The sequence below is a fragment of the Cryobacterium sp. Y50 genome (assembly GCF_002929805.1).
Taxonomy (GTDB): domain Bacteria; phylum Actinomycetota; class Actinomycetes; order Actinomycetales; family Microbacteriaceae; genus Cryobacterium.
This window is the reverse complement of record NZ_PJJM01000086.1, coordinates 1-12,470: the sequence shown is the minus strand read 5'-3', so window position 1 is coordinate 12,470 and position 12,470 is coordinate 1. Positions and strand designations below refer to the sequence as shown.

At 62.0% G+C, this 12,470-nt stretch carries 13 protein-coding genes; all 13 read left to right on the top strand.

The features are described from left to right. A complete protein-coding gene (locus tag CXY73_RS08535; RefSeq protein WP_104177454.1) occupies positions 1-861 on the top strand; it encodes a PP2C family serine/threonine-protein phosphatase in 861 nt (286 codons plus the stop codon). Then, on the top strand, positions 848-1,465 hold the full coding sequence (locus CXY73_RS08530) for a hypothetical protein (RefSeq protein ID WP_104177453.1): 618 nt from the start codon (positions 848-850) through the stop codon (positions 1,463-1,465). The genes CXY73_RS08535 and CXY73_RS08530 overlap by 14 nt, the downstream gene beginning before the upstream one ends. Before the next feature lie 173 nt (positions 1,466-1,638). Next, positions 1,639-3,360: a GspE/PulE family protein gene (locus CXY73_RS08525; protein WP_104177452.1), complete on the top strand. Its 1,722-nt coding sequence runs from the start codon at positions 1,639-1,641 to the stop codon at positions 3,358-3,360. Between the two features lie 21 nt (positions 3,361-3,381). Beyond that, on the top strand, positions 3,382-4,698 hold the full coding sequence (locus CXY73_RS08520; RefSeq protein ID WP_304529280.1) for a type IV pilus twitching motility protein PilT: 1,317 nt from the start codon (positions 3,382-3,384) through the stop codon (positions 4,696-4,698). Continuing rightward, on the top strand, positions 4,698-5,927 hold the full coding sequence (locus CXY73_RS08515; protein WP_158254075.1) for a type II secretion system F family protein: 1,230 nt from the start codon (positions 4,698-4,700) through the stop codon (positions 5,925-5,927). Before CXY73_RS08520 ends, CXY73_RS08515 begins: the two co-directional genes overlap by 1 nt. A 141-nt stretch (positions 5,928-6,068) precedes the next feature. Beyond that, the gene (locus CXY73_RS23305; RefSeq protein ID WP_304481828.1) at positions 6,069-6,497 is read left to right on the top strand and encodes a prepilin-type N-terminal cleavage/methylation domain-containing protein; all 429 of its coding nucleotides are present in this window, start codon (positions 6,069-6,071) and stop codon (positions 6,495-6,497) included. Positions 6,498-6,523: 26 nt separating this feature from the next. After that, positions 6,524-6,925 carry a type II secretion system protein J gene (locus CXY73_RS08505; RefSeq protein ID WP_104135358.1) on the top strand — a complete coding sequence of 134 codons (402 nt, stop codon included), beginning with the start codon at positions 6,524-6,526 and terminating at the stop codon, positions 6,923-6,925. Further along, positions 6,922-7,512 carry a hypothetical protein gene (locus CXY73_RS08500; RefSeq protein WP_104177451.1) on the top strand — a complete coding sequence of 197 codons (591 nt, stop codon included), beginning with the start codon at positions 6,922-6,924 and terminating at the stop codon, positions 7,510-7,512. The genes CXY73_RS08505 and CXY73_RS08500 overlap by 4 nt, the downstream gene beginning before the upstream one ends. Before the next feature lie 32 nt (positions 7,513-7,544). Beyond that, positions 7,545-9,029, top strand: coding sequence for a polymer-forming cytoskeletal protein (locus CXY73_RS08495; RefSeq protein WP_104177450.1), 1,485 nt, complete (start codon positions 7,545-7,547; stop codon positions 9,027-9,029). After that, positions 9,026-9,874, top strand: a complete 849-nt coding sequence (locus tag CXY73_RS08490) for an A24 family peptidase (protein WP_104135361.1) — start codon at positions 9,026-9,028, stop codon at positions 9,872-9,874. The genes CXY73_RS08495 and CXY73_RS08490 overlap by 4 nt, the downstream gene beginning before the upstream one ends. A gap of 58 nt (positions 9,875-9,932) precedes the next feature. Then, positions 9,933-10,985, top strand: coding sequence for a type IV pilus assembly protein PilM (gene pilM / locus CXY73_RS08485; RefSeq protein WP_104177449.1), 1,053 nt, complete (start codon positions 9,933-9,935; stop codon positions 10,983-10,985). After that, positions 10,982-11,641 carry a hypothetical protein gene (locus CXY73_RS08480; RefSeq protein WP_104135363.1) on the top strand — a complete coding sequence of 220 codons (660 nt, stop codon included), beginning with the start codon at positions 10,982-10,984 and terminating at the stop codon, positions 11,639-11,641. Before pilM ends, CXY73_RS08480 begins: the two co-directional genes overlap by 4 nt. A gap of 2 nt (positions 11,642-11,643) precedes the next feature. Then, complete coding sequence (locus tag CXY73_RS08475; RefSeq protein WP_104177448.1) at positions 11,644-12,318, top strand: hypothetical protein; 675 nt, start codon at positions 11,644-11,646, stop codon at positions 12,316-12,318. Positions 12,319-12,470: the final 152 nt, after the last annotated feature.

The following is a 12,470-nucleotide window of genomic DNA, read 5'->3' as shown; positions in this document are numbered from 1 at the left end:
ATGACCCATCTCGCCGCCCAGCCAACGAGTGCCCAGGTCTCACTGCAGTACGGCTTTCGCACCGATGTCGGCCGCAAGCGTCAGCAGAACGAAGACTCGCTGCTGGCCGCATCCCCGGTATTCATCGTCGCCGACGGCATGGGCGGCCTCGAAGCCGGCTATCGGGCCAGTTCCGCCGTCATCACCGAATTCCAGAGCTGCGTCGCGCGCCCCGGGCTACTCGCCGAACACGTCGTGGCCGCCGTGGAGCGCGCCCACGCTGCTGTGCGCGTGGTGTCGGACGCGACCGGGCGTGGCGCCGGCAGCACCCTCACCGGCCTCGTCCTGATCGATCACGACGATGCCCCGCAGTGGCTCATCGTGAACGTCGGAGACTCCCGGGTCTACCGGTTGCACGGCGGCGAGCTCAGCCAGCTCACCGTCGACCATTCCCTCGCGCAGGAACTCATTGACGAGGGAACACTGCTGAAAGCGGATGTCGCCACCTTCGCCCGCAAGAATGTGATCACCCGGGCTATGGGTGCCGACAGCAGCCCGACCGACTACTGGCTGCGTCCGGTCGTGACCGGCGAACGGCTGCTGGTCTGCTCCGATGGACTCCACGGCGAACTCGCTGAGGAGAGCATCAAGGCCAGCCTGACGCTCGGCGGCAGCACCCAGCAGACCGCGGACCTGCTGCTCGCCGGTGCCCTCGAGCACGGCGGTCGCGACAACGTGTCGGTGATCGTTATCGACGTCGTCGCCGGCGGAGTCAGCTCCTGGCACGGTGTCGCGATCGAGGAAGACCACGCCCAGACCATCGATACTCAAACCGAGGACACCCGTCCGGTACAACGGGTGGCTCGCAATGCTGCCCGCTGATGTGCCCGCTGACGCCGACGCAAGTGACGATGATGACGACACGGTGATCGTGCAGCGCGTGGACAACGACGACACCATAATCGTGCAGCGCACGGAAAATGACGACACGCGCATCGTGCAATGCACCGCTGACGAACACACCAGCATCGTGGCACGTGCCCGGCACGCTCGCTCCGCGGCCGTGGATCCTGCCGTCGCCCCGGTAGACGACGACGAGGCAACCGTGCGGTCGTCCCGTGGCGGCGCAGCGAGCGACACTCTCCTGAGCAGTCGACGGGCGACCCCGCCGGCGACCACGCCGGTCGTCGACGATCTGCAGCGTCGCTACCAGCCGCCGCAGGTGCAGAGCGGCGCGAGCGTGCGCTACCAGGCCAGGCCGGTTCCGGTCATCGTCGTGCCAGCACAACGCGCAGCCGGGTCGGAGCCGATCGCGCCCGATCCGGCCCGGATCGCCCTGGCCGAGGCGGCGGCCGAGATTCGTCAGCGAGCCGCGGCGGGTATCCGTCGTCGACGTCGGATCACGCTGGTCGTGATTATTGCGAGCACACTGCTCGCTCTTGTTGCTGCGGTCGCGTTCATCGCCTTCGCCCTCGCTAGCTGGTGAACCAGGGGAGTTCCGGTCGCGTCACCCCCGAATGAGCGCCCCGTGCAATGGGGCTGTCCAGCTGTTTTGCCCGTGGTTAGCCTAAAAATCTACCGTTGTGTCGACATCTGTTCTGTGCAAAGTGCACGGACTGCGTGGTGACATACCAGGTGGTATCCCGGGGGAGCGCGTTCGTGACCAGCCTGACCGAAATTCTGATCGTGCACGGCCTGCTTCCGATCGAGGACCTCGACACCGGGCGCCGGAGCGACCGCGCCGATGAGGCCGCTGTGCGCAGCCTGGTCGACGCAGGCACGATCACCGAGCTGCAGTTCGCCCAGGCGCGCGCCGAGCAGAAGAATCTGCCCTTCGTTGAGCTGCTGGATTATCCTGTCGACCGGCTCGCCGTGGCCAAGGTGCCGGCCGCCGTTTGCCGCCGCGCCAACGTGCTGCCCATCGCCTTCGAAGACGGCCGTCTCGTGGTGGCCATGGTCAATCCCGGCGACGTGTTCGCCGTCGATGACGTGCGCGAAGCCGCCCGCATGCGGGTCACCCCGGTCGTGGTTGAACCGTCCGACCTGCAAGCGGCCATCGCCCGCTACCACCGCGCCGACAGTGAACTGATCGACCTCAGCTCCACCCTCACGGCCGAGAGCGACGATGTCGACGAGACCTCAACTTATACAGAAGCGGATGACGCGGCACCGATCGTGCGCTTCGTCAACCTGCTGGTCAACCAGGCGATTCAAGACAAGGCCTCCGACATTCACATCGAACCCGGCGAAGGTGGGCTGCGGGTGCGCTACCGCATTGACGGCGTGCTGCACGACATGCAGAAGGCGCCATCGACGATCGCCGGTGGCGTCATCTCGCGCATCAAGATCATGAGCGATCTCGATATCGCCGAGCGCCGCAAACCGCAGGACGGTCGCATGTCGGTGCGCCACAACGGCCGCACGGTCGATCTGCGCGTCGCCATTCTGCCCACGGTCTGGGGTGAGAAGGTGGTGCTGCGTATTCTCGATAATGCCACCTCGTCGATGAAGATGAGCGGCCTCAATCTGCTCACCGACAACTTCAACGAGTTCGAAATGGCGTACACCAAGCCGTACGGAATGATCCTGGTCACCGGCCCCACCGGGTCGGGCAAGTCGACCACGCTCTACACGACGCTGCACGCCATCTCGCGGCCCGAAATCAACGTGATCACGGTTGAGGACCCGGTGGAGTACCGCATGCCCGGGGTAAATCAGGTGCAGGTGAACCGCAAGGCCGGCCTCACTTTCGCTGTCGCCCTGCGCTCGATTCTGCGCTCAGACCCCGACGTGGTGCTACTCGGCGAGATCCGCGACCAGGAGACCGCGAAAATTGCGATCGAGGCCTCGCTCACCGGTCACCTCGTGCTGTCGACCCTGCATACCAACGATGCGCCGAGCGCCATGACTCGGCTGATCGAAATGGGCGTTGAACCGTTTCTCGTGGGATCGGCCCTGGATTGTGTGGTGGCTCAGCGCCTCGCCCGTCGGCTCTGCGACCGTTGCAAGATACCGGACAATCGCACCGACTTGGCCTATCTGGGTTTCGTGGTCAACCCCACCGTGGGCTACGTCTCGAACCGCTCCACCATCCGGCCCGAGATCGGGCCGGCGATCGACCCCACCACCACTGGTACCGTGATCTACAAATCGACCGGATGCTCGAGCTGCTCGCAGACGGGATACCGCGGTCGACTCGGCATTCACGAGGTCATGACGGTGTCCGAAGAGATCGAGCGGCTCACCGTCTCGCACGCTTCGAGCGCCCAGATCGGGGCCGCCGCACGCAAGCAGGGCATGATCACGATGCGTGAAGACGGCTGGGCTAAGGTCGCCCTCGGCCTGACTTCGGTGGATGAGATACTTCGCGTTGTCTCCTAGAGCAGCGGGAGGGCACTTGTAATGAGCCAACCCGATTACGACCGGATGCCCAGCGGCGACAGCACCGCAGACCCCACCCCAACGGGTCGCATCCTGCACGCCATGCGCGCCCTGTCCAGCGAACGTGAGTTCGGCGAGCCAGCGGCCACCGACCCACCCATCGACGAACTATCCACGACCGCGCCACCGGCCACCAATCTCGACCCCGACTTGCTCGCCGCACTGCGCCTGGTCACGGTCGCGGGCGGGTCAGACCTGCACGTGGCCGGCGGTGCGCCGCCGAGCGTGCGTATCGATGGCGCCGTGCGGCCCATCGTCGGCTGGGCGCGCTGGTCGCCGGGCAAGGTCGCGGCGGCCCTCGGTAGCATCCTCTCGCCCGAGCAGCGGGAGGAGTTCGCGCGCGAACTGGAACTTGACTTTGCGTACACAATCGAATCGTTTCGCTTTCGCGTCAATTTCTATCAGCAGCGTGGCTCGGTCAGCGGCGCCTTTCGGTTGATTCCCAATGAAATCAGGTCGCTGGGCGAACTGGGCGTGCCGGCATCCGTTTCGCGGTTTGCGCATCTGCCACGAGGCCTTGTGCTCGTCACCGGCCCGACCGGTTCGGGCAAAACGACCACGCTCGCGGCCATCGTCGACCTCGTCAACAGCACCCGCACCGATCACATTGTCACGGTCGAAGACCCGATTGAATTCGTGCACGAGTCCAAGAAATGCGTGATCAGTCAGCGTGAAGTCGGGCAGGACACGCACAGTTTCGCCACGGCACTCAAACACGTGCTGCGGCAGGACCCCGACGTCATTCTGATCGGTGAGCTGCGCGACCTCGAGACCATCTCGGTCGCGCTGACCGCCGCCGAAACGGGCCACCTGGTTTTCTCGACTCTGCACACCCAGGATGCCGCCCAAACCATCGACCGCATTATCGACGTTTTTCCCGCCCACCAGCAGGCGCAGGTGCGGGCGCAACTCGCCGCGACCCTGCGCGGGGTACTCTGTCAGACGCTGGTGCGCAAGGTGGGGGGTGGACGGGCGGTGGCCACCGAGATCCTGGTTTCAACGCCCGCCATAGCCAACCTGATTCGGGAGGGCAAGACCCACCAGATCGGATCCGCGCTGCAATCGGGGCGCGCGCTCGGCATGCACACCATGGATCAGCACCTCGCCGAGCTCGTCGATGCGCGCCTGATCACGCGACAGGCAGCGGAGGAGAAGGCCCAGGATATCGCGGTGCTCAAGCAGCTCGTGCACCAGATCGATCCGACCGACCCATCGCTCGGCGACCTGAGCCTGGCCGAGATCGACTTCAATGACTCGTTCTCCCCCGGAAGGCGCTAATGGCCGCTGAACTCTCCTTCGCCTATTCGGGTCGGGACGACGACAACAAGGTCGTCAAGGGGCGCATGGATGCCGGATCGGAGCGTGCCGCCCTGCAACAGCTGCGCGCCATGGGGCTGTCGCCCATCTCGATCGTTCCGGCCCGCCCGATTCGTGGTCTCAATATGGATCTGCACCTGCCCGGGTACACCAGGCCGGTCGGGCTCGCCGATCTGGCCGTGATGAGTCGCCAGATGGCGACCATGACCGCGGCCGGCCTCTCACTGTTGCGCACCCTGATCATTCTCTCGGAGCAGACCGAGAATCGCCGCCTCGCACGGGTGCTTTCGGTCATTCGCAGCGACGTCGAAACGGGCATGTCACTGTCCCATGCCTTCGACAAGCACGACCAGGTCTTTCCACCGATCATGATCAATCTCGTGCGTGCCGGTGAGATCGGTGGTTTTCTTGAGGATTCCCTCAATTCCATTGCCGACAACTTCGAGACCGAGGTGCGCCTGCATGACACGATCAAGTCGGCCTTGGCCTACCCGATGATCGTAATGATCATGGCGGTACTCGCTGTCGTGGGCATGCTCATCTTCATCGTGCCCGTGTTTGAGGACATGTTTCAACAGCTCGGCGGTCAGCTTCCGATCGCGACCCAGGTGCTCGTGCACCTCTCCAACATTATGCTCTGGGTCGCCCCGGTGCTGATCGTGGGCGTGGTTCTGGCGTGGCTGTGGTGGGGCAAAAATCGGCACACCGAGCGCGTGCGACGCGTGGTCGATCCACTCAAGCTCAAACTGCCAGTAGTCGGCCCTGTGCTCGCTAAGCTCGCGATAGCCCGGTTCAGTCGCAACTTCGCCACCATGATCGGCGCTGGCGTGCCCATTCTGGGTTCCCTGAAGATTGTCGGGGAGACCTCAGGCAACTGGGTCATCGAAGAAGCGTTGCACAAAGTGCAGGAATCGGTGAGTCGAGGCCGGTCGATTGCCGGCCCACTCGCCCTCGAACCGGTGTTCCCGGCCATGGTCACCCAGATGATCGCCGTGGGAGAGGATGCCGGCGCGCTCGAACAGATGCTGCGCAAGATCGCCGAGTTCTACGACCAGGAAGTGCAGGCAACCACCCAGCAACTCACCGCCCTGATCGAACCCCTGATGATCGCCGTGATCGGCATCATCGTCGGAGGGATGGTTGTCGCTCTTTACCTGCCGATGTTCAACGTATTCGACTATGTCGAATAGTCCACCCCAGTTGGGGCTGCACTATATCTGGGGGTAGGTAAACCCTAATAACCCAGTTACTTCACCGGGGGTAGAACCTAGGTTGAAGTATGAACAGCCGCACAGTACTGCTCCCAGAGACGCCACGAAAAGGAACCAACCATGAGCCCTATCATGTCCATTTTACGCAGTAAACGTTTGACCCTTGGCCGCAAGGACAAAGGCTTCACGCTCATCGAGCTTCTCGTCGTCGTGGTTATTCTTGGGGTTCTCGCCGCAATCGCAGTTCCGATCTACCTCAACCAGCAGACCACCGCGAAGGAAAATGCTGTGAAGGCTCAGGTTACGCAGGCCAAGACCGCAGTTGCTCTGGCCATAACGGAGGGTGGCTACACCGTGACTACAGCAATCGCGGCGCTCAATGGGGGCGAGGCTGTGGCACCCCTCGCCTCTTACTCAAGCAGCGAGGAAATTCCCGTCAGTGGTACCGTCGGGAGCGGGGGAGACACTTTTTCGATTGTTGGAAAATGGCTCGAAACGGCGATTTCCTACACAATCACTGATTCCACCTCAGCCAAGCCGAGCGCATAAGCGGGCGCCTCGCGAAGCGCCCGGCGATGAATGCAACTCGGCGGAGGCAACTGACCAAGTTTGAGGACGGCTTCGGAATCATCGAGGTCATCGTTTCGATGTTTCTGCTCAGCCTCATGGCCATGGCCTTTCTGCCCGTGCTCGTGCAATCCCTACAGGTGTCCAGGGTCAACGCGTCGATCGCCACGGCTACGCAGCTGCTCAGCGCCGACCTCGACCGTGCCCGCGCGTCACATCCGGGCTGTGGTTCCAATTCCTCAGCGGATGCTCCCGACGATGACGCATTCACCGTGAATGGCAAGTGGGCCGCTTCTTTCACGTGTGCCGAGGATTTACCCACGACTGTGTCGTACACGAGCACTATCAAGGACGCCGCGACAAACGAGGTTCTGGCCGAAGCGGTCACGCTCATCCTGGTAACGGAGTGAGCACGCCTCTTCGCGTCGGTCCCAGCCGTGCCGAAACTGGCTTCACTCTTGTCGAATTGATCATCTACGTCAGCTTGTCGGTGTTGGTCGTGTCCCTCGTCAGTGGCTTTTTACTCAACGCGGTGCGTGCCCAGCGCGACGTGGTCTCTTCCACGGAAGGCGCCAACACCGCGCAGCTGATCGCCGAGTCGATCAAACGCGACGTGCGAAATGCCACCGAGGTTCGCGTGAACGACGTCCACAACCTCCTCATCGTCAGAACGACAGGAATGGGTGACACGCTTGACTCGTCCTGCCGCGCTTGGTACTTCACGGGTGGGACCGCCGACGCCATCTATACAATCGACACTGGCGACACACCAATCAGCATGACTGCGCCCACCGACCTAGAGGTTTGGTCCATTCAGGGGCAGGGAATTATCCAGATCAAGCCAGCAGGTTCAGCTGACAAAATCGACGTCTTCGCGTACTCCGATCCATCAGTCGAGCTGTCGTTCGCTGTCGGCGGAGAAGCGCCGATCGCAGTGCAAACCGCCGTCACACAACGAGCACCAAGCAGCAACGAGGGAACATGTTTCGCAGACTAAGTCGCGAGAGCGGTGAACGCGGCAGCGCCCTCATGGCCGTCATCGGTGTGATGGCGGTCCTCCTGATCATCACTCTCACCGTGACCTCGTCATCCCTACAAGCGTTGACCATCACCACCTCAACTCGCGCCGGCGTGCAGGCCCAGGCCGCCGCCGAAGCTGGTATAGCCGTAGCCTTGGCTAGTTTGCAGAACATAGGTGCGGTATGCCCGAGCGGCGGGGTGATAGCGAGCGAGGGAGACTCCGTGCCGGCGTACCGAGTAGAAGTATCGACACTGACCGACGAGTGGAGTCCAAGCTGCCCGACAGGGGCTGTGGATGAGACGAAAGTGCGAATTGTGTCTCAGGGCGAGTCGACGGCAGGCACAGTGAATCACGCGCGCACGGTCGAGGAAATCTACGACATCACACCATCAGGAGCAACTAACAACCTCGGTTCTGTCATCACTTCCTCTGAGGACCTGGATGTCGACGGTTGGAGCGTTACCACCGGCGAACCGACCGATATTCGAGTCTTGAACGGAGATTTCGCCTGCTCGAAAAATGGAACAGTTCAGGCCGACCTCAGAGTCGCCGGCAACGTGACGACTGGTCCTAGTCAGTCCTGTTCCGTCGACGGAAATGTGGATGCATTGGGAAACATTGTTGTCTGGAATCACGTCGCGGTCTCTGGCAATGTTCACGGCAATGACAGCATTGAGGTCAAGTCCAACGGGCTAGTCAGCGGCGACCTGACGAACTCCAGCGATGATCAAACTTTGATCCAAGGAAAAGTGACTGGCGATGTCGTCCTAGCGGGGACGTTGTACAAGAGTTCCCAGGCCGACATCGGTGGAAGGCTGAGCCAGAACGTATCGGACGTGCCCCGTCCTCAGACTGCTCAGGCAGGTGACTGGGTAGCATTCCACTACGATTTGGAGGACTTCAGGGACGCGGGGTTTGAGCTGCTCTCCGGGGACTGCTGGATTAACCGCGACAGTTGGGAAAACCTTACTGTGCCTACCGTGGTGGACCTGCGTCGATGTGACGCGGTCGACCTCGACAAGCTCACCCTGGAGGTCAGGACAGACATCGCATTTATTCTTCCAGACACGCAAATTGACGAACTTGACCTTGAATCCCACAATGGAGATCGTCATAAAATCTGGTTTCTTATCCCCGAAGATGATTGGAACAATGGCGATGACTGGCACGATGACAGCAATCAGAGACACGACGATGACGATGACGATGACGAGTGCGACGCCGACTTCACGATTGGGGACAAGGCGAAAATTTCCGGCGAAATCTCCGTGATGGTCTACACACCATGTGAGATTGAGCTGAACGACGTTCAGTGGCGTGGGCAGCTTTATGCCGGCAAGGTCGACATCGACGATGACGATAGCCGCATCCACTTCGTGCCCATGGGTATCCCCGGCACTGAACTGTTTCCCGCAGCCGTGAACGATTCGGTCGGCCCCTCCACAGACTGGACACTCCTGTCCAGCCGCAACCGTTCGAAGGTGCCGAAATGACGACGGTGACCGTGGTGATCGCGGGCCTATTCGGTCTCCTCATCGGCTCCTTCCTTAATGTCGTCATTTATCGGGTACCGGCAGGCAAGTCCATCGTGTCGCCGCCGAGTGCCTGCGGAAACTGCGGTGCGAGCATCCGCCCGTATGACAACGTTCCCGTGCTGTCGTGGTTGCTGCTGCGGGCAAAATGCCGCGACTGCGGGGCTGCCATTTCGGCGCGCTACCCACTGGTGGAACTGGGCACGGGCGTGTTCTTCGCGGTCGTTGCGCTGTGGGTGTTCGCGGGCCCCGACCGGATCGCCGGCGATGATGCCGTCCTCGTATGGACCAGCCCATTCCTCGCCCAGATCATCGTGCTCGCCGCGTTTCTGTACCTTGCTGCAGTGAGCGTCGCACTGGCCATGATCGACCTCGACACGCACACCCTGCCCAATAGAATTCTGCTCCCGGCCTATCCGGTGGGTGCCGTGCTGCTGACCGCGGCCGCTCTCGTCGCTGGAGAACCGGGCCGTCTGCTGAGCGCCCTGATCGGTGCGGCCGCCCTGTTCGGCCTCTATCTCGCGCTGGCTCTGATCAGCCCGGGCGGCATGGGGCTTGGCGATGTGAAACTCGCCGGTGTTCTCGGTCTCTACCTCGGTTGGCTCGGCTGGGCGCCGCTGATCGTGGGCGCATTCGGGGCGTTTCTGCTCGGAGGGCTCTTCGGAATCGGGTTGCTGGTAAGTCGCAAAGCCGGGCGGCGCAGCAGCATTCCGTTTGGCCCGTGGATGCTCCTGGCCGCCTGGCTCGGTGCTTTGTTCGGTCAATCGATAGCGGCCGGCTACCTGACGCTGTTCGGCCTCACCTAGACCTTTGCGCTTGCACGGAAACAATCTTGCACACTCATATTTCACGGGGGGAACAACAATGACTACACGTGTGGTCGGAATCGATATCGGCACCACCGCCGTGCGGGCCGTCGAGGTGCGCGACGCCGAAACGGAGAATCCCGTTTTGCTGCGCTGCCATGAGCATCGACTGCCATTCGGTGCAGTCAGCCGCGGCGAGGTGCTCGAACCGGTCGTCGTCGGCGCTGCTCTCAAACGTCTCTGGTCGACCGGCGGGTTCACGAGCAAAGACGTTGTACTCGGAATGGGCTATCACCGCATGGTGGTGCGAAACCTGACCGTACCCAAAATGTCGCTGCGACGTATTCGCGAGTCGTTGCCCTTTCAGGTGCAGGACCTGCTGTCGTTCCCGACTGCCGAAGCCCTGCTCGACTTCTACCCCATAAAGGAGGTCGACGGTGAGGGCGAGTCAGAGCCGCAAGTTTCCGGCCTCTTGATCGCTGCGACGAAGGACGTCGTGCAGGCGCACATCAAGGCCGCAAAACTCGCTGGGCTGCGCAGCATCAACGTTGACATTATGGCCTTTGCGCGCAGCCGCGCCCTCCATCGCGGGGCCACCGCTCCCGGCGTGATTGCTCAGATCGATATTGGTGGTGGCTCATCGAGCGTGTTGATTTCGTCGAACGGTGTGCCGCAGTTTGTTCGGGTCATTCCCGCCGGAGGCAACCAGCTGACGAAGGCTCTGCGCGTGCGGCTCGGTATCGATGAGGAGGCAGCGGAGGTGTTCAAAATGATGCTCGGTCTGACGGGCGTAGTAGCACCGCACGACGCGATCGCTGCCACGGTCATTCGCGAGGTCACGGCGGAACTGCTCGAAAGCCTGCGCAACACGGTGCAGTACTTTACCAACAATTGGCCGGAGCTGCCGATCGATCGTATTGTGCTCATGGGTGGCGGTTCTCGGCTGAGCGGATTTTCCGCCGCGCTGCGCGATCTCACCGGCTTTCCGGTCGCGATGGCTCAGCCCTTCGCCGGTTTGGAATTAGGCCCCGATGTGGACCGGGCCCAATTGTCTGACTCGGAGTGCACCTTTGTCGCAGCTCTCGGGTTGGCCCTGGGGAGCAAAGCATGAAGCACCGCAGCAATCGGCGTGAGCTGATTTACGGCGGCGAGCCGCGAGCTAATCTGCTGCCCCCTGAACTCAGAGCGAAGCGCAAGGGCAAAATGCTACGCCAGATCATTCTGGTCGCATCCGCTGGAGTCGTCTTCTTCATGGCGGCATCGATCGGAGCGGTCTCCGTGCAAGCCCGGGTTGCCCAGACCGATCTCGCGCACGCTGAGGTACGCACCAACGAGTTACTTCTGGAATCTGCAAAGTATTCGCAGGTGCGAAGCGTGCAGGCACAGATAGACCTGACGGGGGCCGCCCGATCGGTCGCCACCGGATCGGAAATCGACTGGCGAGCCTATCTGGCTGACGTGCGGGTGATTTTGCCCAGCGCGGTCACCATCGATGCATTGGCGATTGATTCCGGCTCACCGTGGGAGGACTTCGCCCAAAGTACCGTCGCCCTGCACAACCCGCGCGTGGCTACCCTCACCCTCACCCTGACCAGCCCGTCATTGCCGGCGGTGCCGCAATGGCTGACCAATCTGAAGATGCTTCCTGGATTCGCCGACGCCAGCCCCGGTTCGATCACGCGTTCAGAATCCGGAACCTACGTCGTCGACATTGAAATCAATATCAACGCGGATGCTCGCGCCAATCGCGTCGCCGAGGGAAACTGATTATGAATCGAAACCAAGTCTTCGGTGCAGTGATGGCGTTGACTGTGAGCGCGGCCGTGGTTCTCGGCGGACTCTTGGGGATTGCGCCGAAGCTTGAGGAGGTGCGTGCGGTAACCGCCTACCGCGAAGTCGTGGAGTCGCAGAACGCCGAATACGAGATTGCCCTCGAGAGCTTGCAACGCGACTTTGACGGTATTGCAGAGTTGCGCACCTATCTGGGCACGCTGCAGACTGCTGTCCCGCCCGACGCGGCGATTGGGTCGTTTGTCGGTCAAATCGAAGTCATCGCTCGTCAGAACAACGTGACCCTTGGTTCCTTGACGCTCGGCGACGCGGTGGCCTATGAACCCGTGGCAGGGGCCGCGCCGCCGATTGGTGCTGGTGACGCTGTGCCGCCCGAGGTGCCACTGCCGGATGCGGACTCTGCCAACACCGCCGATGCCGCGGCGAACCCGTTCAGCGATGGCGCCTACCTCGCGCTTCCCATCACTATGTCGGTTCAGGGGGCCCAGAGTAATCTCTTTGACTTCGTTGCCGGTCTCCAGCATGGCGAGCGAACCGTGTCGATTTCCACGTTAGTGACCGAAGTCCCCCAGGGAACAGGTACCACAGAGCTGGCCATCACCGGGATGATTTACGTGCTTCTGGATCCCAGCAGCCTGGCCCTCACTCAGTAGCACGTGTCAGTCGCGTCGGTCGAGCCCGCCTTCGGCGCGACTCGCGCCGGTCTCGAAAACGCCCCATGTTTGCTGGTCGAGCTGGTCGGGATGGTCGGAGGCACGGTGTGGCCCGGTGGTGGTGTCTTGGTCTGTGGTGGGACTATTTGTTC

Bases quoted from the DNA above. Each gene is read 5' to 3' on its own strand.
- CXY73_RS08535 (WP_104177454.1), top strand. From the start codon at position 1: ATGACCCATCTCGCCGCCCAGCCAACGAGTGCCCAGGTCTCACTGCAG.
- CXY73_RS08530 (WP_104177453.1), top strand. From the start codon at position 848: ATGCTGCCCGCTGATGTGCCCGCTGACGCCGACGCAAGTGACGATGAT.
- CXY73_RS08520 (WP_304529280.1), top strand. From the start codon at position 3,382: ATGAGCCAACCCGATTACGACCGGATGCCCAGCGGCGACAGCACCGCA.
- CXY73_RS08515 (WP_158254075.1), top strand. From the start codon at position 4,698: ATGGCCGCTGAACTCTCCTTCGCCTATTCGGGTCGGGACGACGACAAC.
- CXY73_RS23305 (WP_304481828.1), top strand. From the start codon at position 6,069: ATGAGCCCTATCATGTCCATTTTACGCAGTAAACGTTTGACCCTTGGC.
- CXY73_RS08505 (WP_104135358.1), top strand. From the start codon at position 6,524: ATGAATGCAACTCGGCGGAGGCAACTGACCAAGTTTGAGGACGGCTTC.
- CXY73_RS08495 (WP_104177450.1), top strand. From the start codon at position 7,545: ATGGCCGTCATCGGTGTGATGGCGGTCCTCCTGATCATCACTCTCACC.
- CXY73_RS08490 (WP_104135361.1), top strand. From the start codon at position 9,026: ATGACGACGGTGACCGTGGTGATCGCGGGCCTATTCGGTCTCCTCATC.
- pilM (WP_104177449.1), top strand. From the start codon at position 9,933: ATGACTACACGTGTGGTCGGAATCGATATCGGCACCACCGCCGTGCGG.
- CXY73_RS08480 (WP_104135363.1), top strand. From the start codon at position 10,982: ATGAAGCACCGCAGCAATCGGCGTGAGCTGATTTACGGCGGCGAGCCG.
- CXY73_RS08475 (WP_104177448.1), top strand. From the start codon at position 11,644: ATGAATCGAAACCAAGTCTTCGGTGCAGTGATGGCGTTGACTGTGAGC.